The following is a 23,475-nucleotide window of genomic DNA, read 5'->3' on the forward strand; positions in this document are numbered from 1 at the left end:
TCAAACAAAGGGCACACCCTTGCGAGCTGGATCAGTCCTTTTTCTTTACTGACCCAGAGAGTGTGCTTAAGTACTTTTTTCGCAGATCAATCCCGTATTCTTCGTGAATAACATTCATCATTTCCCCATAAACAATGTTCTTGAGCTGTTCATCCTCAAGAGCCCGTTCAAGGCGTTTGATCTTCTGGGCGGGAGTTTCTTTGTTCTTTGGCATGGCTAAATGGTTCAAAGGTTTCGACCAATCAAGTTTACCATGCTTGCGAAGCCACGTTAAGCAAGTACTCCGGCCTTGAATGCCATAAAGATCCTGAGCTTGCTTATAAGTCAGATCGCCTTTTTCTATCTCATCAACAACTGAAAATTTAAAGCCTAAAGGATAATCCTTTTGACTACGCCTAACCCGCTCTGTCTTTGAATGTCCCATTATAAGTCTCCAATATGTAAACTTATTTCAGGACGGGACATAGATAACAAAAAAGCCCCACCGAATCGGCAGGGCTTTTAGATGACCAGGAGGTCGAATTTTACATAGTCAAATCAGATTACTGAACCAGATCGATTTCCACGACGCGGTTACCAGGCTCACGAACACCATCTTCAGTTGGTACCAGAGACTGCGTCTCACCAACAGCATCTGGAACGATACGCCCGACATCAACACCGGCACGCGCCATTGCTTCCATCACGACAGATAAACGGCGCTGAGAAAGTGCCTGGTTGTAATCAACTGCACCGGAACGGTCAGCGTGCGCAACCATACGAACTGTTGTCGCATCATTGCTTTGCGCTGCCGAAAGCGCTTCTTCCAGAGATTGACGCCCGGCGTCTGTTGCAACAGTGCTGTCAAAGTTGAAGTACACAAGGAAAGAACTTGCCAGTGGTGCCTCTTCTGCAGCTGGTGCAGGAGAGATGTACGGCTGGAAGTCTGTCAGCTTGAAAGTTGCAAGCGCATCAAGGCCGTTCATCGCAGCATCGAAAGCTTCTTTACACTCAGCACCACGTGATGAGGGTTGATACTGAACAGAGCGCCCAGCTTCTGTTGCTTCAATCCAGCAATCATAATTAACCTGAGCTTTAGCAGCCAACTGAGGCGCAACAACGCGACCACCACGATCAAAAGCTTTGCGCATACGCAACAGTGCATCGGCAAACTCAGGCTTTTGATCATCGCGCAACCAACGATCATCCGGAGCATCCGGCAAGACAGAAGACCGACGCGCAGCAGTACGTGCTTTGTGATTGAAATGCTCGGCATCAACCAGATCCCAGTTATCATCACGCTCTTCGGAAAGAGCAAGATAACCGTCGTACAAGGCATTACTGAACTGAACACCTTCAACTTCAAGACCCTGAGCACTGTCAGTATCGAATAAACCACCGAACATAGCGTCCAGCGGACCAGCGTTTGCCGGTGCAGCAGCGATCACAGCCGCAACAGCCCCGAACAGAAAACTTTTGGTTTTCATTGTCCACCCCTTAATGAGTGCTGCAACCCACAGCAAGAAATAAATTCAGTGATAGCTATACCGTTTCAAACTCTTAAGAGCAAGTCATAGTATAGAATTTTCTCTTCTTCACCACTGTTTTTCATCTAAACAGGCAAAAACAGGGCTAAATTTCAATTGTCAAACTTAAAACCAGAATAGCTATAGGGGTTTGAATTTATTAAGAATCGGTTAAAAAAAGAACCCCAAAATGGTCACACTCACCCCCGAGACAACTTGATACCTTCGTTCTCACCACAGAGTTAGCCGTAGAGTTTTTAACAGAAGTTTGTTTGTAGATGTTTCATAAGTATCCAGCCTTGTCTGCTCAAATATCGAAGCTTTTTGCCCTCGGTCTTGGCGCCTTTATTTTATCAGTAGTAACCGTTCCTGCAACACAGGCTTCCTCCTTCTACAATGAGAAAGCTGTAAAGGTATCTTCCTCAAAAAAAATAGAGGATAACAAAGGCACAGTCGATGCACTGACGTATCCCTGGAGTACAATCGGGCGCCTGAACATTGGTGGTAAAAGTCATTGCACTGGCGTCATGATCGGGAAGAAACACCTCTTTACCCAGGCGAACTGCCTTTACAACAAAGCGGAAAAGCGATGGTGGAACAGCAATGAACTTCACTATCGTGCAGCCTATCAACATGACAGACACATGGCGTCTTCAAACATTGCACGCGTAGAGATATCTGACAGCTATGATCCCAAATCACCTAATAGTCTCGCCAGTATTGCGGGTGACTGGGCGATCGTCACATTGAAAGAACCCTTGGGACAATACACAGGCTGGCTTGGGTTAAAAAGCTTGAATAAAGGTATACGGCGTCACCTGCGATCAGGATCAGCCAAGATGTTTAACGCCGGATATCACAACGGCTGGGAACATGCTGTTCGCCTTTCCAGTGGATGCTCACAACAGGTTTCCAAACAAAGGTTGCCTCATGTTGGTGCCATTCCCTGCCGCGGAACGAATGTAGCACAAAGATCCTTGCCGACCTTTATATACCAGAATGGTGCCTATCATCTGATTTCATCAGCCGCTTTCAATAGAAATGACGCCCCAAGGAAAAACGACAGTTGGGTTTTCGCCAGCCTGAAAAACGCGACCTATAAATGGGGCACCAGCCATCGCCCATAATATCCCGGCCTCTAACCATCCCGGAAGTCGATATAATCTCTTGTGCAGAGGGATTAGTTAAGGGATTAGTTACAACAAGATCATTTCAGGGGGTATATAAGCTGTAACCTCGGGAACAGAGCCTTCATACTTTTCAACTTCAACCAGTGTTGAGTGAGCTGCAGGACCCTGCCCCAGTTCTGACGTACCTTCATCTCTTGTCAAGACATTGGGGTTACCAGCTTTATCCAAGCTTCCAATCACTCCAGGCTCAATCGGGTCGTACCATGCCCCTGTCGGAAGCTGGATAACACCGGGCTGTACAGCTGTGCTGATAATCACGCCTGCGAGGGTCGCACCACGTTCATTGAAAACCCGAACCACATCCCCGGCCTTAAGATCTCTCTCTCGCGCATCATCAGGATGTATTGTCATGGCTTCACGGCCAGATACCTTGCTTTCTTGACTGGTCTTCCCATGGTCAAGCTGGCTATGGAGGCGCGTTGTCGATTGATTGGATATCAGATGCAAAGGAAATTTCTTCGCACAAGAAGATCTCAACCACTCTTTAGGTTCCAGCCACATTGGATGTCCCTGGCAACTTTCCAGCTTAAAAGAAGCAACTGTCTGGGAATAAATCTCAATCAATCCAGATGGTGTTCTAAGCTTGTGACCTTCCGGGTCATTACGGAAATCTTCAAGCAGGACTAAATCTTTACCCGCAGGCAACGAATATTCGCCAGTTTCCCAAAAAGTGTCAAAGTCAGGCATATCAATCCCAAAACTAGCCGCACGCTGCCGATTTTTAGCGTGAAACAGCTTGAGCCAATCCATTTCATTGCGGCCTTCACTGAAACGATCCAGAGCGCCAATAGAGCGTGCAATCCCGCAAAAAATATCATAATCGTTTTTTGCCTCTCCGATGGGTTCAACAATCTGTTTCAATGCAAAAATATCATCGTCACGCTTGGCACAGGCAATATCATTGCGTTCCGCTGTCATCGTTGCAGGCAGAACAATATCAGCGTGGCGGGATAAGGCATTCCATGTCTGTTCATGCACAATAACGCTGTCCGGTTTTTGCCAGGCTTTCAATAACCTGTTCAAATCCTGATGGTGATGGAACGGGTTGCCACCTGCCCAATACACCACTTTTGTATCGGGATAGGTATAGCTTTGGCCATTATAGGTGAAACGCCCCCCGGGATTTAAAAGCAAATCGCTGATCCGTGCCACAGGGATAAAATCCCGAACACTATTAACACCCTGATCAAGCGACGCCCATATAAAATTCCTGAACTGATGCCCAATCCCATTAACACCAGCATAACCAAGCCCGAAGCCCCCACCCGGCAAACCGATCTGTCCCAGCATGGCTGCCAGAACGATTGTCATCCAATGGGTTTGCTCTCCGTGATCAGCACGTTGAAGGGACCAACTAGCCGTGACCATTGTTCGCTTGCTTGCCATGTCCACAGCAAGATTGCGAATGATCGATGCTTCTACACCTGAAATCTTCTCAGCCCAGTCTGCATCCTTGGCCTGTCCGTCGGTTTTGCCCAGTAAATAAGGTTTGAACTGGTCAAATCCGACACAGTATTTATTCAGAAATTCCTGATCATGAAGGCCTTCGGTATAAAGGTGATAAGCCAAGGCAAGCATGACGGCGACATCACTCCCGGGGAGCAATTGATGGTGTTGCGCGTCCAAAGCATCATCAACGTCTTCACGGATCGGGCCAAAGTTCACAAACTTGGTTCCCGCCGCTTTACAGGCGAGCAACCCTTCCTTTGCCGTATGGCGGCCAACACCACCGGCATTAAGCTGTCCGTTTTTAAGGGCAATTCCCCCAAACATTACCATCAGTCGGCAATGCTTTTCCAGAACAGGCCAGGATGTATGCTGTGCCAGTAACCAGTCCATCGTGCCAACAACATGAGGTAAAATTACTTCAGAAGCAGCATAGCTATATGTATTCACAGATTTGGTATAACCACCAATAGAATTCATAAAGCGATGAATTTGGCTTGGCGCATGATGAAAACGCCCTGCACTGGCCCAACCGTAAGATCCTGCAAAAATAGCCTGATTACCAAAATCGGTTCGAACACGATCCAGTTCTTTGGCAACCAGGTCAAAAGCAGTATCCCATTCCACCTCGACAAAGAGTTCTGCACCACGCTTATCTGTTGCGGCCCCCGGGCCTTTTTCCAGATAGCTTTTTCGCACAGCAGGACGCTTTATACGACAGGGATGTTGTATGCCATCAACAAATGACTGGCCGATAGCAGATGGATCGGGATCCATTTCATGAGGTTCAACAGCAGTAATCTTGCCCTGATCAACAGAAAGATAATATGTTCCCCAATGAGACGCCGTTAATCTCTTTTCCATCTCTGCAACACTCTTGTTCGGCCTATTAAGCCCTTAAGGCAAACCTGATCTTCTACGCCCGACAAACGGATTGAATTACTTCGGCGCTTGCAATCGAGAATCTGCAATAGCTTCTTCAACCAATGACACATCTGATCTCATTGCCATATGCCGGTTTGCAATAATATCATCAATCAACAAAATAAAAGCATTCCACTGGAATTCCTGCAAAGCTTCACCCTGTAAATTTTCCACACCTTTTTTCAAACCTGCAGAAAATTTCTTGATGGTAGATCGCAAGATTGCTTTGCGATGAGAACCTTTGATCGAAATCTGATCTTCGATTTCCTGCTTAATCACAGAGGCCTTTAGTGGAATAACAACCTCACTGCCACGCAAAGTAACAATTGCATCCCATGAGAATTCGTCTTCTTTGGTTTCGTTTTCGCTCATATCTTCGTTCTTTGTCTTCTAGGTCCCGCTTTATCTTCTAGGTTCTGGCCACTCGCACCACTCATTTCTTTGTCTTATTCTCACGGCGATAGGCTTTTACATAATCTTCCAAAAGATCAGCTACCAGTTCCGGATCACCCAGAGAATCCCAGATGGAAAGATCAATTTCATCATCATCTGTGTAGCGAAGACCAAAAACGATCAAGTCTTCCGCGCCAAACTCGACCAGCTCATCCCTCAAGCCATCAAGAAGCTCATCACTTTCAGTATTTCTTTCACTCACGTTCATGCCCTCATTTATAATATGTTGTCTATAATTTCATTGCGAGAAAGCAGGCATAAATCCACGCTCTCGTACCTGATGCTCTTATGTCAGAGCCAGTGAGATCATAAAAGAAAATTCGACCATTCGGGGATGTTTAAGCCCTCTTTCAGAAATTGAATAGCTCCATTCAACATAATTTTACTTTTTAAAGAGGCAGTAATCTTTAAAACAAAGACATTCACTTCCAATCACGTCAGCAATAATAATTACGGATCCCCCAATGCACGCTTTGACAGATAATTTTGAAACCAACGTGAAAGGTCAGATACATCTGCTTAATCAAGGACACGTCCTGGAAGCTTTGGATCTCTATTTTCACGACACAGGGATCATGTTCGAAAATGATAATTTGTTTGCACACAACAAAGCCGAGAGTCGAAAAAAACAAGAGCCCTATATCAATAGCGCAAAAAAAATAAGCGGAAAGATCGAAGGTTTGACGATTGTCCCAGAGCAACAAATTTGCCTGTTTTTCAACAAATCACTCTTTACGAATCAAAAAGATCAGGAGTTTCACATCAACGGTCTCCACTGGCAGCAATGGTATGGGAGCAGAATTCAGGAAGAACGATATTACAGCGGCTCACGTATGCAGGAACTCATAAAAAAGGGACTCACCGAGGCCCCTGAAAAGCTAAAATTCTGGTTAGAGAGAGAATATACTCCTAAACAAAACCGTAACCGTTAAACATCCCGAAACATGTTCTACAGAACAGATTGATTAAAAGGCCACCTGATTAAGAAATCATTCTTGCAGATCGCTAACTTCTTGTAGCTAATTATTAGGGAAATCCCGGTTGCGAACATCATTGGCATAATTCTGTACTGCTTTGGTGATGTCTTCATGCACCTGTGCATATCGTCTTACGAAAGAAGGAACATAGCCTGTTCCTTGCCCAATCATATCTTCGGTGACGAGTATTTGACCATCGCAATCAGACCCAGCGCCAATTCCAATTGTCGGAATTGCAATCTCTTCGCTTATCCGGTGCGAGATTGCAGGTTCAGTACATTCAATTACCGTTGCAAAAGCTCCTGCCTCAGTAACAGCATGGGCATCAGCCAGAATCTTTTCTTCATCACGTTGTGTCAAAAAACCACCAACTCTGTTGGCATGTTGAGGCAACAGCCCTACATGTGCCAAAACGGGCACACCGCGCTCTACAAGAAAAGCGATGGTTTCGGACATTTCCTGGCCTCCTTCAAGCTTTATCCCCGCACACCCCGTCTCGGACATAATCCGTGCCGCGTTTTCAAATGCTTGTGCAGGAGAAACCTGATAGCTACCAAAAGGCATGTCCACGATCACACAGGCCTTTTTGCTACCGCGAACAACCGCCGCACCATGAGCAATCATCATATCCAGTGTTACACCCAGCGTATTGGACATTCCGTATATGACCATTCCCATGCTATCGCCAACCAACAGAAGATCGACATGCTCGTCCAACAGATTAGCCAGCGATGCCGTGTAAGCCGTCAGACTCACAATAGGGCGTTGCCCTTTAAGGCGCATAATCTGTGGGATAGTTGTACGTTTAGTCATTCTATAAATCTCTGTAGTGTTCGGGATAATACTCGTGCTCAATGACACGCAAGAGATACTATAACCAGATCAATTGTGCACCGCAACAAAGCCCGTCATATAATTATAACAGGACTTGATCGCAGGAAGATAATTAATCTCGCTAACAACTTAACAAACCGCGTGATTTAGCCATTTCTCTTAATTCATCGCGAAAATCCGGATGGGCAATGGCAATCAGAGACTCTGCTCTTTGAGAAAGAGATAATCCCTTCAGATCAACCATACCATATTCAGTCACAACGTGATGTGTATCCATGCGAGGATCTGTCGCGGGCCCGTCCAGTTGCGATACAATCCGCGAGACACTGCCCGACTTTGCCGTTGAATGCAGAGCAACAAAAGATTTACCACCACGCGAGGCATAGGCTCCACGAACAAAATCAAGCTGTCCACCCGGGCCACTAAACTCCCTCCCCCTCAGATATTCAGCATTAATTTGTCCGGTTAAATCAACCTGTAATGCTGAATTTACAGAAATCATATTCTCATTCTGAGCAATAACTGTCGGATCATTAATGTAGGAAGCCGGATAGCCTGCAAGTGAGGGATTGTCATCCATAAAATCATAGAGTTCTTTATTACCCAGTGCCAAAGTAAAGAGGTGTTTCAATCTATGTAATGTCTTACGCTGACCGTTGATAACCCCACTTTTGATCAGGTTCATAATTCCCGGCGACAAGAGTTCACTGTGCAATCCCAAATCGTTGTGTTTTCCCAGATAACCAGCGACCGCATTTGGTACGCCACCAACGCCCATTTGAATGGTAGCACCATCCGGGATCAGCTCTACTATCTGCCTGGCAATTATTTCATCCACCTTTTGTGGTATTGACGGCAAAACTTCCTGAAGCGGAACATGATTTTCGACAATTGCATCCACTTCCGAGATATGAATCAACGCTTCGCCAAAAACCCTTGGCATTTCCCTGTTAACCTCAACGATCAATTTCCCGCAATTACGGGCAACTGTGGTTCCGTAATCACTATTGGTTCCCAGGCTAAAATATCCATGTCGATCCATAGGGGAAACGGTCGTAATAAAACAATCAGCTCCTAAAGTTTCGCTCATGAGACGGCCTACCTGATGAAAGGTACATGGAATGTATTCCAGCCAGCGCTCGCCTTGTTCCAAGCCAAGTTTTTCAATCTGTCGGTCATGGCTACTCATAAAGAATGAATGCGGTTTGATAACAGACATAACTTTTGGATCAAGAATTGTCTCACCCGCATGCGAGCTGGCATGCATGTAATAAGCTTTCAGACATGTAAGATCACCCCTCATTGCCCGGTCAGCAATCGCCCGCATTAACGCCGGGGGCATAGACACCCCCATAGAAATCATAAGATTGCTCTTGTCTTTAATCATCTGTGCTGCTGTGGATGCAGACATTAATTTTTCAAGATAAGACTCTTGCACGGCAGCCATAATTTTTCCTCGAGAAAATGAGTTACAGTTAAAATAACGTTTCATTAAGTTTAGAAAGAAAATGTTCTGCAAATATCTCAAACAGAACAAATACAAATGAAATTAAAAATAGACAGTTAAAGCTAAAATCATATTCACATCAGTACCATTTTCAGCCAACGGCAACATAATACGCTCAATCATTTTATAATTCGGAATGTGAAATGAAGCAGGACCTTTGCGATAACTTGATATTTTTTTATCGACAATACTTATATAATCACCATAAACCCCTGAACCCAAAAAGTCTGGAAAAGCCTCGTCAACCCACATCCCTGTACAATCCCGATCCATTGCACCATAATGCGCAGTACCAAACAGGCGAAACCGAAAACGCACCGGATCTTTAACAACATCAGTAAGCCAAACATTTGGTAATAATGATGGAATATCAATTGGGTCAAGGTGTTGCCGCCCCGGAAGCGTGTCTTTATCAGGATGAATGGAAAGCCAGTACTCGTATAGAATCCTGTTTTTCTCATCCCACGTCAGACGCTCTTGTTTAGAATATAAATCCAAGCCAACCTGCGAAGCGATATATTTCCCTACCGAGGAGCACTATAACACGTTCACAGCAGGGCTGCCATAATTGGAGCTACTGTTATACTCAGAGCTAATTATTCGACCAGCCTATTCCCCTCTACCCCATGGTAAAAGCCATTCGCAAAGGGCGCAAAATCAATAAGGTCTGACAAAGTTTCTTGCCCCTCTTTGTGTGTAATCGTTCCGTCCAGCTCCGCACGATAGGTTTCTATAACCCGAACCATATCAACCTGTTGTGGCCACAATCTGAAATGCGTCACCCCTAATCTGTTTAAATCGACAATCTCAGCCAACAGATTATTTACTGTGTAAGACATTGTCTGCGTTCCATTCACCGTAAGAAATGCCTCCCCATCCAGTGTTTCAACGTTCATACCATCAGGATCTTGTTCACATACATACAAGCAACCATCCTTACTCAGGCCATGAGATCTGGCGTGATAACAGCGTGCAGAAAGGGCCAGTGGAACACGCCCGAAAGCCTGAATTTCTATCTCTCTGTTTTTATTAGATGCCAGAAGTCGCTCGATAGCTTTCCCCGATAACTCGCACGGCAAGACAACCCGCTGTGCACCATTCCGATAAAAGTAATCCAATGTATCTTCGTTATAGACATTTACAAAGGGACCAACGATATGCGCGCGCTCCTTGAGTAATTCTATGGCCGAAAGGTCATTTGCTTCCAAAATCCAGGGATTATCCTGAACAAGTTCGTGCTGCTCCTTCCTCTCCCTCTTGGACATCACGAGTGAAAGGCTTGAGATAACAACTTCTTTGCCAGCCTTTTCCAGACGATCACAAATCTCTGGAATGAAAGGTGTAAAGAACGGCGCTCTCTTGGAACAGGTAACTTCACCAATATAGACAACGTCAACAGGTGCTTCGTCTGCTATCTGAAAGTAAAAATCACGCCTTTGTTCCGCTGGCCAATTATAAAGAACAGGACCAAGTGTCAGTTTCGCCTGTGAATTTATTACCCGTGAACTCATTAAATCTTATCTCCAGTTCTTTTCATAGGCACCTGCCGTTGACCGGGTTCCCTCGGTAATATTCCCCATATCTATAAATGGAACTGGTTCACCTTTCATTGCGGCATCAATGGCTTTTCGATAACCGGACACAACCTGATAAACGTAGGCTTTACCCCGTTGACGACCTTCTATCTTGAGTGCCCTTACCCCTGCCTGAATAAGTTCCGGCAGCATCATCATGACATTCAGCGATGTTGGCTCTTCAAAAAGATACGACGGATCGCCAGTGTGTCCGACAAACCTGCCTTTACATAGAGTTGGGTAGCCTGCAGCTTCATCATTAGGAAAAGAGTTAATGGTAAATTCCCCTAACCTCGACACAAGTTTTCCGCGACGCTGCTCATATTCAACATGGCTGGCTGGCGAACAAACACCGTTCATATTGGGGGATTTACCTGTCGCATAGGAAGAGAGTGAACACCGACCTTCCGCCATGACACACATCCCACCAAAGGCAAAAACCTCGGTCTCAACATCAATTTCTTTAATTAACTCTCCAATTTCGCGAACGGTTAATACACGCGGAAGCACGACACGCTGAACATCAAATGCAGAGCGATAAAAATTGATTGATTCGGGATTAGATGCAGAGGCTTGGACAGATAAATGCCGTCTTAATTCCGGGTGCTGTCGTTTGGCATAATCCAGCAACCCGATATCGGCCAGAATAACGGCATCAACACCGATTCTAGCAGCATTATCAACCGCTTTATACCAAGGGTCCAAATTTCCAGCTTGCGGATAGGTGTTGATTGCAACATAAACCTGACGTCCCATATCGTGAGCTTTTTGCAAACTCTCCCTTAGCTCCTCAGGGCTAAAATTCAGTCCCGGGAAATTACGGGCATTCGTTTCATCCCTAAAGCCGACATATACAACATCAGCACCCGCATCCAACGCAGCTCGCAAAGAAGCTGGTGTGCCAGCAGGACAAACAAGCTCCATTATCTAGCTCCTTGCACTTGCTGCGATGATTTCTTCAGGGATGTTTTCACTTTGACAAGCTCTTTATCCATCTTCATCATCCGATTTTCCATCCTGTCCAGCTCTTCATCCACTTCCCGCATATGCCGCGCCGCCGGAAGCAAAATCGATTGTTGTACCGTTACAAAATCTCTCTCAAGCTGTTCGAAAACAGAGCCAATTTTTGAGAGCATTTTGTCAAACCCGGGCTTCATAAAAGCAACTGGCCCACCCATCACATCAACAAGAGAAACATCAGCACTATCCACAGCATTCCGAAGTGTCAGCACAGCCTCGGTATCACCCTCGATATTCAAGGTTCTGGAAAAGAAAAGAGCATCACCATCGACGCGTCCTTCCAGCAATCTGATCAAGTCCAGCATTGGCCCAGAAATAACAGCCTGAAACTCGGGATGCTCAGTGCTATTATCCCTGACCTCAACATGTGTTTCACCTTCTTGAACAGACAGATGAAAGCTGTAATGCAAATCTGTCGGTCGAATGAGAAAATTGGTATTTTCCAAAATAGCCAACCGGGAAAAAATTTCTGGATATAACTTTTTCATCCTGTCCAGAACATGTTTGACAACTGGCTTGAAAGAAAATGCCGGGATCGGGCGGATCAGAAATCCGGCAAACAGCATTGGTGTAAAAGGCGGCACCCGAGGAGGTGCATTTTTGTTATACATCAGGAAGAGCTCTGAAATGAATCGATAATTGTGTCGCCGATAATGCTTATCACCAGCTATTGACGCCTTGATCTTCATCAAATACGCCACATCTTTAATTTACTATATGAGATGACAACGCTGCTCTTCTAACTTCCCTGTTGATTGCAAGAATAAAGATCAAGCGTTTAAAACAGTTATCAAATCTAGGAACCTTCAAGACCATGATCACCGATCCATCCTCCATTGCAAAAATTGGAATTGTTACCGTATCTGATCGGGCCAGCCGTGGTAAATATGAAGATCTTGGTGGTCCGGCAATTCACAAAGAATTATCACAAATTCTCACTTCCCCCTGGGAGCCTGTCACACGGATTATTGCCGATGACCAGGATCTGATAAAACAGACATTAATCGAACTTGCCGATACTGAAGGCTGCTGTCTGATTGTAACAACAGGTGGCACTGGGCCAGCCCCGAGGGATGTCACCCCCGAAGCAACGGAAGCCGTGAGTGAAAAGCTCATGCCGGGCTTTGGCGAGCTGATGCGACAGGTAAGTCTAAAGTTTGTGCCAACGGCCATTCTATCGAGACAGACAGCCGGTATTCGAGGGAAAAGCCTGATGGTCAACCTGCCCGGCAAACCATCGGCAATCAAAGACTGTCTGGATGCTGTTTTCCCTGCCATCCCCTATTGCATTGATCTGATCAACGGACCATTCTTGGAGACAGATACCACCTACTGCAAAGCTTTCCGCCCCAAAAGTAAATAATCGTCAACGTCAGAACAACTGAATAACCACAGGAAGTTATCTATTCCCCTATCAGATGAGTGACAACCTGACGTTCATGAGCCATAGCACGGTGCTCAAAAAGATAAATTCCCTGCCAAGTTCCAAGCGCCAGCGAGCCATGAACTATTGGAATGCTAAGTTGTACGTCCGTTAGGGCCGAGCGGATATGTGCAGGCATATCATCCGGCCCTTCACAGGTGTGCCGATAAAGGGAAGGATTTTCTTCGACGACTCGGCGAAAGAAATTATTCAGATCGAATTGCACGTCAGGATCAGCGTTCTCCTGAATTGTCAAAGAGGCCGAAGTATGCCGAATAAAAAGGTTTAATAAACCACAAACAAACCCTTGCTGCTCTGCCCACAGAGAAACTTCGCGCGTAAATTCATAAAGGCCTTGCCCTTTCGTATGAATATCAAATATCGTCTGCACCTGTTTCATTCAATACCCCGGCAATTCTAGCCTCTACAAGCCTTCAAGAATGTGAAATTTATCTTTTGACAGATAATTATCATATTTTTGCCGGATATTAACCCATGTTCGAATGAAACATGTTAAATACGGTGGCCTTGCCGCGATAGCGTCTCATTTAAAGTGTATTAAACAGTACTGTAACCATGGCAAAAACGTTTGATATAGTTAAAGTTTTGGAAGTGACCGAGCAGAATTTAAAATCTGTTGCTCAGGCCAATCTCTATCGCTATTGGCTGGACCTAAAAGCAGACAAAGAACTGCCTGTCTGGTCGGACTTTAATCCAGGTGTTGTGCGTGAATCCCTGCCGGACATCATGCTGTTTGACTCCCACAATGATGCAAATTTTTTTGTATCTATTACAGGCGATAATTGCCGGGAAAACTTTGGTATCAAAGCCAGTCGCTTACCCTTGGAAAAAGCTTTGCCTGAAAATGCTATTTCCGATGCAAAATCCCGCTTGACGCATGTCTATAATACCAGAAAACCACATCTGGTTGCCAAAGAGATGAGATGGGAAACAGCTATAAAGAAAGAACTGCAGCAACAGTCATATACTATACTCTTTCTTCCCTTCGATGTTGAGCATGATACAATAAAGTTGAAGATCCTGAATTCCCTCTATTTTGGATAGTCCTTGGCTATTTCGGATAACGCTTGGTTTATTCAACTAACGTCTTCTTGATCTTTTCATAAATTAGTGATCTCAGCACATTTCCTCTTGTACCGGTAAAGAAGTGAAAGCTACCTTGCGTGTGAGTTTATCTATTATGGAATAAAAGACATGAAAACGCGTATCAAATGGGTAGAGAATGTTGCCTTTATGGCTGAAAGTGGTTCCGGCCATGCTGTTGTCATGGATGGAGCCGTCGAAGGCGGAGGTAGAAACCTGGGACCACGCCCGATGGAAATGCTTTTGATGGGAATGGGAGGCTGTTCAGCTTATGATGTTGTTTACATCCTGAAACGTGGACGTGAAAACGTCGAAGATGTCAATGTGGATGTCGAAGCTGAACGCGCAGATACAGACCCTAAAGTCTTTACCAAAATCCATATGCATTTCCGAGTTAAAGGAGAGGGTTTGAACGAACGTAAGGTAGAGCGCGCTGTTGAACTCTCAGCTGATAAATATTGCTCTGCTTCTATTATGCTTGGAAAAGCTGCCGAAGTTACTCATAGCTTTGAACTGGTTAAATAACGAAATCCGACTAAGGAAAAGCAACACATGAGAGTAGTTCTACAACGGGTTAGTGAAGCTTCTGTCACCGTCGATGGCAATATAACCGGAGCAATCAAACAGGGGCTACTTGTTCTCTTTTGTGCTGAACATAACGATAACGATGATGAAGCGGCTTATTTTGCCAGAAAAATCAGCAAAATGCGGATTTTTACTGATGACGATGGCAAAATGAACCGTTCTGTTCTTGATGTTAGTGGCTCTGTATTAGCTGTCAGTCAGTTTACCCTCGCAGCCAACTGGAAAAAAGGCAACCGTCCCGGGTTTTCCGGCGCAGCTGCCCCGGCTGAAGGGGGAAGACTTTATGAATTTTTCTGTAGTGCTTTAAAAAGCGAGGGTCTCACAGTAGAAAAAGGTGTTTTTGGCGCGCACATGGATGTCAGATTACTTAATGATGGCCCCGTGACGGTTGTTATGGATTCAAAAGACAGTGCATAAATTTAGTGAAATACGAACACAATTAAGTTGCTCGAAGCTCTTTTGAAAATAACTTCCCTGGCACTGTGCCCTGCCCTTCGACCCCTGCAAGTCTTAACATATGCCATATAAGCGCCAAGTTACTTGAGACGACAGGTTTTCCAAGTATTTTCTCGGCTTCTTCCAATACCCCGAACGTACGTAAATTGGTGCAGGAAACAAAAACACCCTCGCAATCTGTCTCTTTACCAATCCTGACAATCGCTTCCAGCATGGAAGCTTCGGATATTCTTGAAACAACCTTCTCCTGATCCTGTTCAAAAGAACCAAAGCTGACAATTTGAAGCTCATTTTCTTCCAACAGAGTTCGCATTGCGTTTGAAACTTCAGGAAGATAGGGTGTTAAAAAACCCAACTTCTTTATTCTTAAAGTACGACAGGCAGTAATCACTGCCGTTATAGGATCAGTTACGGGAACTCCCGGATGTTGCGTATGTATTTTAGCAGCAACCTCGGATGGTCCGATAACGGTCGCACCGGATGTGCAGGCATAGGCCATCGCATTAAACGTTGTACTCTGGGGAAGCAGTCCTGCAGCTGTCGGCATATCTTCGGCCATTTGAGCCAAAGTTTCTTTGGTCACAGAGGGACGACTGGGAATACGCGAATGAAAAAGAGAAACATCAAAATCTCGAATAGCATGCCGGAATTCATTTTTCAGCGTTTCATCGGCCTGTAAAACGATCAGACCGAGGCAAACTTTGGCTGCGTTCCCCTTATCAAGCGTAAAATTCAGCTTCATCTTTCAATCCTACAGTTTTTCATCCCAGAATCTCTGCTTTCGAAATCTTGGAACAGATAGCTCTTATTTTTAAATTATCGGCAACTCAGGGGCAGCACGTTGCGTTAACAATACCGGCACCTCTTCTGTAATCAGAATATTTTCCTCATGAACCATTATTTTCCCTTCCGAAATTTCAAGGCTTGGTTCCAATGTCATGACCATTCCGGGTTTCAGGACTGTATGATCATGAGCATAAATAGATGGCCATTCCGTCAACTGCATTCCAAGTCCATGACCATAACGTCCAACATCAGAAGAACCACCACCCATGGCTTCATGCATCACGCTAAACAGATTGGAACAACGTGTACCGGGCCGCGCATGTTTCATGCCCACTTCTGTTGCGTGCCACAGTTTCTCATAGCCTTGTCTTGCCGCATCGTCTGCATGGGAAATTGCAAAATTCCGGTCAAAATCACAAAAATATCCCTTCAGGGTTGACCCTGTGTCCAGCATTAAAACATCGCCGTCACGCAAAGGCGTTTCTGTCGGCGGCGAGATAACATCGCCATAGCCACCTTGTCCTGCGGCACCGACAAGATAGGGAACATCCTCGGCCCCTTCTTGTAAAAGGGCGATTTTGAATTGTCGGAAAACATCATCCAATGGCTGTCCCGCAGAAAAAAGCTCCCCTGCTCTGGCGAAAGCAGAGCTGCCAATCTCACAGATGTTCTTGATAATTTTTAGTTCGGCCTCTGACTTCACCATTCTCAAAGCTTTGAGAAGATCGGTACAATCGACAAAATCAGCCCCACAGCTTGAACGCAATTCATCAAAATCGCGGACCGGAATACGCAAATTCGTCTCTGGTCCCATTGGCCATCCAATACGGGAATAATTGTTCAGGGCTTTCGTCAAAAGACTAATACCGTCATCTGTTGGATGTGGCGAAGACCAGGTTCGGATATCTTTCACCCAAGTCTTCTGCATTAAATCTGCACCAATTGCCGGAATAACGGCTATTGGTTCGCCCTTTTGGGGGAGCACCAAGAACCATGGGCGTGTCGGGCTTTGCCAAAAAAGTGTACGAAACCCGGTAAAATAGCGAACCTCTGCTTCTGTACAAAAAACCAACGCATCAAGGTTACTTTCACACATTGCCTTTTGAGCAAGAGACAGTCGTGTCTGGTATTCAACTAAATCAAAATCGCTCATTTATATTTCCTGAAACGAGAGGTCTTTTGAATGCATTTCATGGCTAAGAAACAATTCAGAAATCACAGTCTAATAATTATCCGGATACTAATTTACTCATTTTCGAAGATAGTTATAAAAAATATAATACTATTTTCCATTTTGATGCTTGAATTTAATCAACAGTCAATTTCCCGAGACAAGAAATATAATCCTGATTGAACCTCGCAAACACCACAGTTCTGGATGCGACATTCCGGCTCTTTGACTTCCCATCCGTATGGGATTACTCCTTAATTGATAATAATTCCTATTCACAAACCATTCTTTCCAAAGATTTTAGAACACGATGCTGAACAGAAGACATTTTTTAAAAGCCGGTTTGGCCACAGGTTCCACAGTTATTGGCGGTGGGTCACTTGGATTGCTCGCATCACAGGCAAATGCAACACCTGATCTGGTTCTCAAGCCAAGAATAATCGAACAGAATATTATAGGACATAATCCAACCAAGAATGTGTTTTCGTACAATGCATCCGGTCCAGCACCTATCCTTCGTGCGAAACAGGGCGAACCTTTCCATGTACGTCTGGAGAACAAGCTACCGGAGCCGACAACAATTCACTGGCATGGCTTGCGCTTACCCAATGCGATGGATGGCGTGCCATTTGTCACCCAGCCCTATATCTATAAAAACGAAACGTTTGATTACATCTTCACGCCACCTGATGCTGGAACCTATTGGTATCACCCCCATTGCAATACCTTGGAACAAATGAGTTATGGACTCACAGGGGTATTGGTTGTTGATGAAAAAGAAACTCCTGATTTCGACGCCGATGTTACTTTAAACTTGCGAGACTGGCGTTTGGGATCAGATGGTCAATTTATTAACCTGTACAAAGCCAGAAAAAGCGCACGCGCAGGTACTTTCGGGACGGTAAAAACCACTAACTGGGAAGAAAACCCGGTTTATAACGTTCCCAGCGGTGGTATCGTTCGTCTGCGAGCAGTGGTCAGTGACGTTACCCGGATTTTCAAACTAAAAACAGAAGGAGCAGACGCAACAGTCATTGCTTTGGATGGTTATCCAGTACCACAACACTTCCCCCTTGATCACCAAGCGGTTGGTCCAGGACAACGCATTGATATCGCGATTAGAATGCCCGATGACGAAGGTAAAGAAGTCAAACTTATCAACGCCTCTTCATCAAAAGCCTGGACGGTTGCCACCTTGCGATCACAGGGCTCACCCTTGAAACGTGATATACGCGACCTCAAACCTCTCCCTCATAATCCTGTGCCAATTCCCGATCTCAAAAATGCTGAGCACATTCCTTTCGAGTTTACAGCAACAGCAGAATCAGCCCCGAAAAACGGATTTTGCGGCACAATCGGTTTTTCTTTCTGGGCTATCAATCGAAAAGCATGGCTGGGCGTTTCGCCAGATCCAATGGAACCACTCGCAGAACTAAAATTGGGGAAAAGCTATATTTTTAGCTTCAGGAACAGAACACCCCATACACACCCGATTCACCTGCACGGGCTTTCCTTCACCCTGCTCAATTCCAATAAGCGACAGATTGCCCCCTTTGTCACTGATACCGCTCTTGTCTTGCCCGATGAACGTATGGAGGTCGCCTTTGTTGCCGATAATCTGGGTGACTGGCTTCTTCACTGCCACATTATCGAACATCAAAAGACCGGTATGAGCAGCTTTATCCGAATAACTTAGTAAAATAGCATAACGATTGTCCTAGCTATTCAAAGATAGAAAGAATTTTAATAAGCCAAAGCTTTCCAGATGCTGCCTCGTACCCTTGATCTACTGCCATCTGAAAATATTTTTCAGATTTTTGATAGTCAACTTCTGTTCCATTACCAGTCATATACAGCACGCCCGTTTCATATTGAGCTTCTGCATTTCCCCCATCCGCAGCAAGCTTAAACCAACGAAAAGCTTGGTAATAATCCAGCTCGACACCTCGTCCTTCGGCATAAAGCTGTGCCAACCTATTTGCCCCAAGTGGATTATCTTGTTTTGCGGCAAGCTTATAAAAGTGAACTGCCTGCGCCATATCGACTTTAGTTCCTTTTCCTTCTTCAAAAGAAAGGCCTAGATAATATTGACTATACGAGTGTTCCTGTAGCGCAGATTGTTGAAAAAACTCAAAAGCTTTCTCATAGTTTTTGGAAATACCTATGCCGCGAAAATAGAACCGAGCAAGATTATAGAGCCCATAAGCATTCTCTTGATTTGCAGCTTTTTCATACCAATAAACGGCCTTCTTAAGACTTCTAGAAACACCATCTCCTTCTTCATAAAAGACGCCAATACTGTTTTGAGCCAAAGCATCGTTTTGTTTTGCGGCCTTAAGATACCATTCAAACGCGGCGTCTGCGTCTCTCGCTCTACCCAAAGCATAATCATACATGTTAGCCAATTCATACTGACCGCCAGCATATCCTAGCTCAGCCGAACGCTTATAGTATTCGAACGCTTTATCGTAATCTTTCTCAACGCCAACACCAAACTCATACATCTCTCCGAGATTACTGAAAGCATAAGCATTATCTTGTTCAATAGCCTTTAAATACCAATGAAGCGCTTTATCATAATCTTGTTTAACACCATCGCCGCTTTCATAAAAAACACCAACCCAGTTTTGGGCATTAGCATCCCCCTGTTCACTAGCACGAAGAAACCATTTGAGGGATTGCTCATAATCAATTTCACCAAAATCACCGTCCATATACATATGTGCGAGGTAACTCTGCGCATCCAGATAATCCTGTTCAGCAGCTTTTTCTATCCATACTCTGGCTTGATTCAGGTCTTTGTCTCGCCCCAAACCTCTCTCATACATTTTCCCGATTTCTAATTGAGCCCCGGGATATGTTGCCGTCTCAACGGCCATACTATAAAGCTCAAAAGCTTTCTGGTAGTCAGGTTCTTTGTTAAGACTATAACGATAAACATCGCCAAGATTGGTCATCGCATAGTAGTTTTTTTGCTTTATAGCCTTTTCGAACCATTCAATCGCTAAATCTAAATCTTTAACAACCCCTTCCCCATTTAAATATTGCAACGCAAGATCATTCTGAGCATCGCCTATTCCCTTTTTTGCTGCTTTTAAATACCACTCATGAGCCAGTTCAAAATCAGGTTCACGGCCAAGTCCAGAATCATATATATAGCCGATGTGATACAGGGAATAAGCATGACCAAGAGCAGCTGCCTGTTCGTAATACACAAGAGCCTGATCATAATTCTGCTCTATGCCCAAACCTTCTTCATAGAGATAGGCCAAATTATAATACGCATACTGATTGTTTTGCTTTATCGATTTTAGGTATAATTCCCTGGCTTTTGTGTAATCTTGCTCTACACCACGTCCCTCTTCATAAAAAAGTCCGAGAACATTACTGGCATCATCATTCCCTGCTTCAAAAGACTGAAAATAGAGGTTGAAGGCTTTTTTATCGTTCTGTTCAACGACAAATCCATTATCATAAAACTTTGCCAGATAATACAAAGCCTCTGCGTTCCCTTCTTGAGCAAGAGGCTCTATGAAAGAAAATGCCTTTTGATAGTTTTCATTTCTATAAGCTTGTATTCCCTGAGTAAGCGATTCATTTGCCAAAGCATAACAGGTTACAAAAAAGCTTAAAAATGATACAACTATGGCCTTCTTAATCACACTCATAGCAAGAACTCGCGAGACAAAAAATTACAATAGGGAACAACTTTATTGATATATTTATTTAAAATCAATCAATTGAGCTTCAGGCCATATTAGAAAGCCTGTGCATGTGAAATCAATCGACAAACTTCTTCAATATCCGCCCTCATCTGCCCTGCTTCTTTTCTGACAAGCCAGTTTCCACTGGGCATCGCAAGCTCTATGGGGGACAGACGAATCACATCGCCGCGGGCCAAAGCTCCCTCACTTAACGGGAGTGAGGCCAGCAGCACACCGACACCTGCTTTTGCTGCATCCAGTGCAGTGATAAAACTATCAAAACGAATTGCTGTTTTTCGGGGGGGAGAGACCTTTGCTTCAATCGCCCATTCTGACCAACCACTCCGTCGCCCAGCCAACCGAATACATGGCAAATTTTGCCACATATTCTCATCAACATCTTTTAACAGTTGTGGTGCACATATCGGTGATAAAACCTCGGAGAAAAGGTGTGTCGCAATCTTCCCTTCCCAATTTCCAGCACCAAACCTGATCTCAATATCTGCATTAATTGCTTCATAGTCTGCTGGGCGATGAATAGACGCAATTGAAAGAGTGACATTGGGCCGTGCTTCTCTGATCCATGACAAGCGAGGCACCAGCCACAAAGACGCAATGGATGCAGGGCAAGCTATCGTTATGATTTTTGCCCCCTTCTTGCCAAACAGATCTTCAGTTGATCTCGCCAGAGCGTGGAGTGAGGATCGAACAGATGGAAGATACGCATCCCCCTCTGCGGTCAGTTCAACGCCTCGTGCCAAGCGATGAAACAAGGTAACGCCAAGATGAGCTTCCAGCTTTCTTATCTGTTGGCTAACCGCTGCTTGTGTCAGACCGAGTTCCAGACCAGCTTCTGTGAAGTTTTCATGACGGGCCGAAGTTTCAAATGTTCGCAACCAGTCCAAAGGAGGTAATGATGCCAATAACTTACTCCATAGCCATAAAAATAATTAGGTCATAGGGTTACATTATATTGATTGTTTTTATTCCTTATAACTGGACTAATCCAGTCAATTATAAAAATTCTGTCTTGGAGAGATGAAATGAAATTGGACGCCGCAACCATTTTAAATGACGGCAAGGCATTGCAAGTAACCTGGCAAGACGCTTCGTCTGCCCGTTTTCATGCGCTTTGGCTCAGGGATAATGCTCTGGATGCCGCAACACGATCAGAAGGAAATGGACAAAGACTCATCACCATTCTGGATCTGCCTGCCGATACCTCTATTTCAAGTGCAGTGATAGATGCCGAAGGTGTACTTGAAATAACTTTTCATCCCGAAAACAAAACCGTTGTTTTCTCTGGCGATTGGTTAATGGAACACGCCTATGATAAAACTCATTCCACAGATAAAGGCTGGGTCAACACCCGTATAAAAACATGGGATTCCAGCCTCTCTAATACGGCCAGAATTCCAACTGTTGATTACGCTACGGCCCAAGAAAAGGGAACTGAGTTTGGCAACTGGCTCGAAGCTGTAGAAGCCTACGGATTTGCCGTTATGACAGACCTGCCTCTCGAGAGTGGTACTCTTTGTGATGTGGCAGAGTTTTTTGGTTTTGTAAGAGAAACAAACTATGGCCGTTTCTTTGAAGTCCGATCAGAAGTCAATCCTGTAAACCTCGCCTACACAGGATTAGGATTACAGGCTCATACCGATAATCCCTACCGCGATCCGGTTCCAACACTTCAACTCCTCGCTTGTATGGAAAATTCCGCTGATGGCGGAGATTCAATTGTTGTTGATGGCTTTAAAGCCGCTGAAATCTTGCGACAGGAATCGCCAGAAAGCTTTGAGCTTCTCGCCAGTTTCCCGGTACGCTTTGAATACGCTGGAAGCGGTGATGTAAAGCTACAATCCAAACGCCCAACCATTGAACTCGGCCCTGACGGGGAAATGCTGTCGATCCGCTTCAACAATCGTTCGTCTGCCCCCTTTACTGACATTCCCTTTGACCAGATGGATGTTTTTTATACGGCCTATCGTAAATACGCAGAGATCATTGAACGTCCTGAAATGGAAGTCAGCTTTATGATGAAACCCGGCGACCTCTTCATCGTAGACAACACCCGTGTTATGCACGCAAGAAAAGGCTTCTCAGGTGCTGGGACCCGCTGGCTTCAGGGATGTTATGCAGACAAAGATGGTCTGTTATCAACACTCGCGTCAATTAAAGCCAAGGTAACCACGCAGGAGGCAGCCCAATGAGTACAGATAAATTCCAAACACTGACCAAAGAAAACATTGTCAATTTCATCGGTGATATTTTCCATCGCCGTGGTGCGGACTCCTATCTGGGCGAAGATGTGACAATGTCCGAACATATGCTTCAGGGCGCACAACTCGCAGAAAAAGCCGGAGCAGACGACGCTTTGATTGCCGCCGCGCTATTGCATGACATCGGACATTATACCAACGAATTCCCAGACGATGCTCTGGAAAAAGGTATTAATAATCATCACGATGAAGCTGGTGCTGCTGTATTGGAAAAGTTCTTTCCCCCAGTGATCACAGAATGTGTTCGTCAACATGTCGCCGCGAAAAGATATCTCTGCGCAAAAGACGAAGCTTACTTTTCACGCCTGTCAGATGCCTCGATCCATACTCTTAATCTTCAAGGTGGGCCAATGAGTGAAGCCGAGATGAAAGAGCTGGAAAAAAATCCGCATTTGAAGGAAATTATTCAGGTCCGTTATTGGGATGACGAAGGCAAAGATCCTGCAGTAACGACGCCCCCCTACGAATATTATGCACCGATCCTGCAACGCGTTGTTGACAACTTTTGTGTTGCTGCATAGTGACGAGACATCAAAC

The 23,475-nt window shown here is 44.9% G+C and carries 24 protein-coding genes and 1 pseudogene; 9 read left to right on the forward strand and 16 right to left on the reverse strand.

Annotated elements, in window-relative coordinates; translation table 11 throughout:
- Both D9A03_RS17830 and D9A03_RS17835 read right to left on the reverse strand, forming a co-directional pair.
- Positions 1-424, reverse strand: a pseudogene (locus tag D9A03_RS17830) (IS3 family transposase); the annotation flags it as partial.
- 118 nt (positions 425-542) lie between these two features.
- Entirely contained in the window at positions 543-1,466 is a 924-nt protein-coding gene (locus tag D9A03_RS17835; RefSeq protein ID WP_120498589.1) for an OmpA family protein, read from the reverse strand.
- Between the two features lie 317 nt (positions 1,467-1,783).
- Between D9A03_RS17835 and D9A03_RS17840 the strand changes: the two genes are divergently transcribed.
- Positions 1,784-2,632 (forward strand): serine protease, encoded by an 849-nt coding sequence (locus tag D9A03_RS17840; protein ID WP_120498590.1) that lies wholly within the window; start codon positions 1,784-1,786, stop codon positions 2,630-2,632.
- 69 nt (positions 2,633-2,701) lie between these two features.
- Here D9A03_RS17840 and D9A03_RS17845 read toward each other — a convergent pair whose 3' ends face one another.
- The 3 genes from D9A03_RS17845 to D9A03_RS17855 all read right to left on the reverse strand — a co-directional run bounded on the left by D9A03_RS17845 (position 2,702) and on the right by D9A03_RS17855 (position 5,720).
- Positions 2,702-5,005, reverse strand: a complete 2,304-nt coding sequence (locus tag D9A03_RS17845) for a molybdopterin guanine dinucleotide-containing S/N-oxide reductase (RefSeq protein ID WP_120498591.1) — start codon at positions 5,003-5,005, stop codon at positions 2,702-2,704.
- Between the two features lie 75 nt (positions 5,006-5,080).
- A complete protein-coding gene (locus tag D9A03_RS17850) occupies positions 5,081-5,437 on the reverse strand; it encodes a hypothetical protein (protein WP_120498592.1) in 357 nt (118 codons plus the stop codon).
- Positions 5,438-5,498: 61 nt separating this feature from the next.
- Positions 5,499-5,720 (reverse strand): hypothetical protein, encoded by a 222-nt coding sequence (locus D9A03_RS17855; RefSeq protein ID WP_162938236.1) that lies wholly within the window; start codon positions 5,718-5,720, stop codon positions 5,499-5,501.
- A 262-nt stretch (positions 5,721-5,982) separates the two neighbouring features.
- Between D9A03_RS17855 and D9A03_RS17860 the strand changes: the two genes are divergently transcribed.
- Positions 5,983-6,450, forward strand: a complete 468-nt coding sequence (locus tag D9A03_RS17860) for a hypothetical protein (RefSeq protein ID WP_120498594.1) — start codon at positions 5,983-5,985, stop codon at positions 6,448-6,450.
- 87 nt (positions 6,451-6,537) lie between these two features.
- Here D9A03_RS17860 and panB read toward each other — a convergent pair whose 3' ends face one another.
- From panB to D9A03_RS17890, 6 genes are all read right to left on the reverse strand, one after another.
- Entirely contained in the window at positions 6,538-7,308 is a 771-nt protein-coding gene (gene panB / locus D9A03_RS17865) for a 3-methyl-2-oxobutanoate hydroxymethyltransferase (protein WP_120498595.1), read from the reverse strand.
- Between the two features lie 142 nt (positions 7,309-7,450).
- Complete coding sequence (locus D9A03_RS17870; RefSeq protein ID WP_162938237.1) at positions 7,451-8,776, reverse strand: acetyl-CoA hydrolase/transferase family protein; 1,326 nt, start codon at positions 8,774-8,776, stop codon at positions 7,451-7,453.
- Positions 8,777-8,878: 102 nt separating this feature from the next.
- The gene (locus D9A03_RS17875; RefSeq protein ID WP_162938238.1) at positions 8,879-9,334 is read right to left on the reverse strand and encodes a PAS domain-containing protein; all 456 of its coding nucleotides are present in this window, start codon (positions 9,332-9,334) and stop codon (positions 8,879-8,881) included.
- 98 nt (positions 9,335-9,432) lie between these two features.
- Positions 9,433-10,347, reverse strand: a complete 915-nt coding sequence (locus D9A03_RS17880; protein WP_120498597.1) for a U32 family peptidase — start codon at positions 10,345-10,347, stop codon at positions 9,433-9,435.
- Between the two features lie 6 nt (positions 10,348-10,353).
- The gene (locus D9A03_RS17885) at positions 10,354-11,334 is read right to left on the reverse strand and encodes a peptidase U32 family protein (protein ID WP_120498598.1); all 981 of its coding nucleotides are present in this window, start codon (positions 11,332-11,334) and stop codon (positions 10,354-10,356) included.
- Positions 11,334-12,119 (reverse strand): SCP2 domain-containing protein, encoded by a 786-nt coding sequence (locus tag D9A03_RS17890; RefSeq protein ID WP_120498599.1) that lies wholly within the window; start codon positions 12,117-12,119, stop codon positions 11,334-11,336. Before D9A03_RS17890 ends, D9A03_RS17885 begins: the two co-directional genes overlap by 1 nt.
- 125 nt (positions 12,120-12,244) lie before the next feature.
- Between D9A03_RS17890 and mog the strand changes: the two genes are divergently transcribed.
- Entirely contained in the window at positions 12,245-12,793 is a 549-nt protein-coding gene (gene mog / locus D9A03_RS17895; RefSeq protein ID WP_120498600.1) for a molybdopterin adenylyltransferase, read from the forward strand.
- 40 nt (positions 12,794-12,833) lie between these two features.
- Here mog and D9A03_RS17900 read toward each other — a convergent pair whose 3' ends face one another.
- Positions 12,834-13,253, reverse strand: a complete 420-nt coding sequence (locus D9A03_RS17900; protein WP_120498601.1) for a secondary thiamine-phosphate synthase enzyme YjbQ — start codon at positions 13,251-13,253, stop codon at positions 12,834-12,836.
- A 176-nt stretch (positions 13,254-13,429) separates the two neighbouring features.
- On the opposite strand from D9A03_RS17900, the gene D9A03_RS17905 reads away from it, so the two are divergent.
- The 3 genes from D9A03_RS17905 (at position 13,430) to dtd (ending at position 14,959) form a co-directional block, all read left to right on the forward strand.
- Positions 13,430-13,918, forward strand: coding sequence for a PAS domain-containing protein (locus tag D9A03_RS17905; RefSeq protein ID WP_120498602.1), 489 nt, complete (start codon positions 13,430-13,432; stop codon positions 13,916-13,918).
- A 150-nt stretch (positions 13,919-14,068) separates the two neighbouring features.
- A complete protein-coding gene (locus D9A03_RS17910; protein WP_120498603.1) occupies positions 14,069-14,482 on the forward strand; it encodes an OsmC family protein in 414 nt (137 codons plus the stop codon).
- A gap of 27 nt (positions 14,483-14,509) precedes the next feature.
- Positions 14,510-14,959: a D-aminoacyl-tRNA deacylase gene (gene dtd / locus D9A03_RS17915; protein WP_120498604.1), complete on the forward strand. Its 450-nt coding sequence runs from the start codon at positions 14,510-14,512 to the stop codon at positions 14,957-14,959.
- Between the two features lie 22 nt (positions 14,960-14,981).
- On the opposite strand, the gene D9A03_RS17920 is transcribed toward dtd, so the two are convergent.
- Positions 14,982-15,740, reverse strand: coding sequence for an aspartate/glutamate racemase family protein (locus D9A03_RS17920; protein WP_120498605.1), 759 nt, complete (start codon positions 15,738-15,740; stop codon positions 14,982-14,984).
- A 69-nt stretch (positions 15,741-15,809) separates the two neighbouring features.
- The gene (locus D9A03_RS17925) at positions 15,810-16,937 is read right to left on the reverse strand and encodes a Xaa-Pro peptidase family protein (RefSeq protein WP_120498606.1); all 1,128 of its coding nucleotides are present in this window, start codon (positions 16,935-16,937) and stop codon (positions 15,810-15,812) included.
- Between the two features lie 328 nt (positions 16,938-17,265).
- Between D9A03_RS17925 and D9A03_RS17930 the strand changes: the two genes are divergently transcribed.
- Complete coding sequence (locus tag D9A03_RS17930) at positions 17,266-18,651, forward strand: multicopper oxidase family protein (RefSeq protein WP_120498607.1); 1,386 nt, start codon at positions 17,266-17,268, stop codon at positions 18,649-18,651.
- A 25-nt stretch (positions 18,652-18,676) separates the two neighbouring features.
- Here D9A03_RS17930 and D9A03_RS17935 read toward each other — a convergent pair whose 3' ends face one another.
- Both D9A03_RS17935 and D9A03_RS17940 read right to left on the reverse strand, forming a co-directional pair.
- Positions 18,677-20,623 carry a tetratricopeptide repeat protein gene (locus D9A03_RS17935; RefSeq protein ID WP_120498608.1) on the reverse strand — a complete coding sequence of 649 codons (1,947 nt, stop codon included), beginning with the start codon at positions 20,621-20,623 and terminating at the stop codon, positions 18,677-18,679.
- An 89-nt stretch (positions 20,624-20,712) separates the two neighbouring features.
- Entirely contained in the window at positions 20,713-21,582 is an 870-nt protein-coding gene (locus D9A03_RS17940) for a LysR family transcriptional regulator (protein WP_120498609.1), read from the reverse strand.
- A gap of 120 nt (positions 21,583-21,702) precedes the next feature.
- Here D9A03_RS17940 and D9A03_RS17945 point away from each other — a divergent pair, with 120 nt between their 5' ends.
- Both D9A03_RS17945 and D9A03_RS17950 read left to right on the forward strand, forming a co-directional pair.
- Positions 21,703-22,869, forward strand: a complete 1,167-nt coding sequence (locus tag D9A03_RS17945; RefSeq protein ID WP_120498610.1) for a gamma-butyrobetaine dioxygenase — start codon at positions 21,703-21,705, stop codon at positions 22,867-22,869.
- Complete coding sequence (locus D9A03_RS17950) at positions 22,866-23,459, forward strand: HD domain-containing protein (protein ID WP_120498611.1); 594 nt, start codon at positions 22,866-22,868, stop codon at positions 23,457-23,459. Before D9A03_RS17945 ends, D9A03_RS17950 begins: the two co-directional genes overlap by 4 nt.
- The last annotated feature ends 16 nt before the right edge of the window (positions 23,460-23,475 follow it).

Source organism: Kiloniella sp. EL199, assembly GCF_900313065.1.
Taxonomy (GTDB): Bacteria; Pseudomonadota; Alphaproteobacteria; order Kiloniellales; family Kiloniellaceae; genus Kiloniella.

Bases quoted from the DNA above. Each gene is read 5' to 3' on its own strand.
- D9A03_RS17835 (WP_120498589.1), bottom strand. From the start codon at position 1,466: ATGAAAACCAAAAGTTTTCTGTTCGGGGCTGTTGCGGCTGTGATCGCT.
- D9A03_RS17840 (WP_120498590.1), top strand. From the start codon at position 1,784: ATGTTTCATAAGTATCCAGCCTTGTCTGCTCAAATATCGAAGCTTTTT.
- D9A03_RS17845 (WP_120498591.1), bottom strand. From the start codon at position 5,005: ATGGAAAAGAGATTAACGGCGTCTCATTGGGGAACATATTATCTTTCT.
- D9A03_RS17850 (WP_120498592.1), bottom strand. From the start codon at position 5,437: ATGAGCGAAAACGAAACCAAAGAAGACGAATTCTCATGGGATGCAATT.
- D9A03_RS17860 (WP_120498594.1), top strand. From the start codon at position 5,983: ATGCACGCTTTGACAGATAATTTTGAAACCAACGTGAAAGGTCAGATA.
- panB (WP_120498595.1), bottom strand. From the start codon at position 7,308: ATGACTAAACGTACAACTATCCCACAGATTATGCGCCTTAAAGGGCAA.
- D9A03_RS17870 (WP_162938237.1), bottom strand. From the start codon at position 8,776: ATGGCTGCCGTGCAAGAGTCTTATCTTGAAAAATTAATGTCTGCATCC.
- D9A03_RS17880 (WP_120498597.1), bottom strand. From the start codon at position 10,347: ATGAGTTCACGGGTAATAAATTCACAGGCGAAACTGACACTTGGTCCT.
- D9A03_RS17885 (WP_120498598.1), bottom strand. From the start codon at position 11,334: ATGGAGCTTGTTTGTCCTGCTGGCACACCAGCTTCTTTGCGAGCTGCG.
- D9A03_RS17890 (WP_120498599.1), bottom strand. From the start codon at position 12,119: ATGAAGATCAAGGCGTCAATAGCTGGTGATAAGCATTATCGGCGACAC.
- mog (WP_120498600.1), top strand. From the start codon at position 12,245: ATGATCACCGATCCATCCTCCATTGCAAAAATTGGAATTGTTACCGTA.
- D9A03_RS17900 (WP_120498601.1), bottom strand. From the start codon at position 13,253: ATGAAACAGGTGCAGACGATATTTGATATTCATACGAAAGGGCAAGGC.
- D9A03_RS17905 (WP_120498602.1), top strand. From the start codon at position 13,430: ATGGCAAAAACGTTTGATATAGTTAAAGTTTTGGAAGTGACCGAGCAG.
- D9A03_RS17910 (WP_120498603.1), top strand. From the start codon at position 14,069: ATGAAAACGCGTATCAAATGGGTAGAGAATGTTGCCTTTATGGCTGAA.
- dtd (WP_120498604.1), top strand. From the start codon at position 14,510: ATGAGAGTAGTTCTACAACGGGTTAGTGAAGCTTCTGTCACCGTCGAT.
- D9A03_RS17920 (WP_120498605.1), bottom strand. From the start codon at position 15,740: ATGAAGCTGAATTTTACGCTTGATAAGGGGAACGCAGCCAAAGTTTGC.
- D9A03_RS17925 (WP_120498606.1), bottom strand. From the start codon at position 16,937: ATGAGCGATTTTGATTTAGTTGAATACCAGACACGACTGTCTCTTGCT.
- D9A03_RS17930 (WP_120498607.1), top strand. From the start codon at position 17,266: ATGCTGAACAGAAGACATTTTTTAAAAGCCGGTTTGGCCACAGGTTCC.
- D9A03_RS17935 (WP_120498608.1), bottom strand. From the start codon at position 20,623: ATGAGTGTGATTAAGAAGGCCATAGTTGTATCATTTTTAAGCTTTTTT.
- D9A03_RS17945 (WP_120498610.1), top strand. From the start codon at position 21,703: ATGAAATTGGACGCCGCAACCATTTTAAATGACGGCAAGGCATTGCAA.
- D9A03_RS17950 (WP_120498611.1), top strand. From the start codon at position 22,866: ATGAGTACAGATAAATTCCAAACACTGACCAAAGAAAACATTGTCAAT.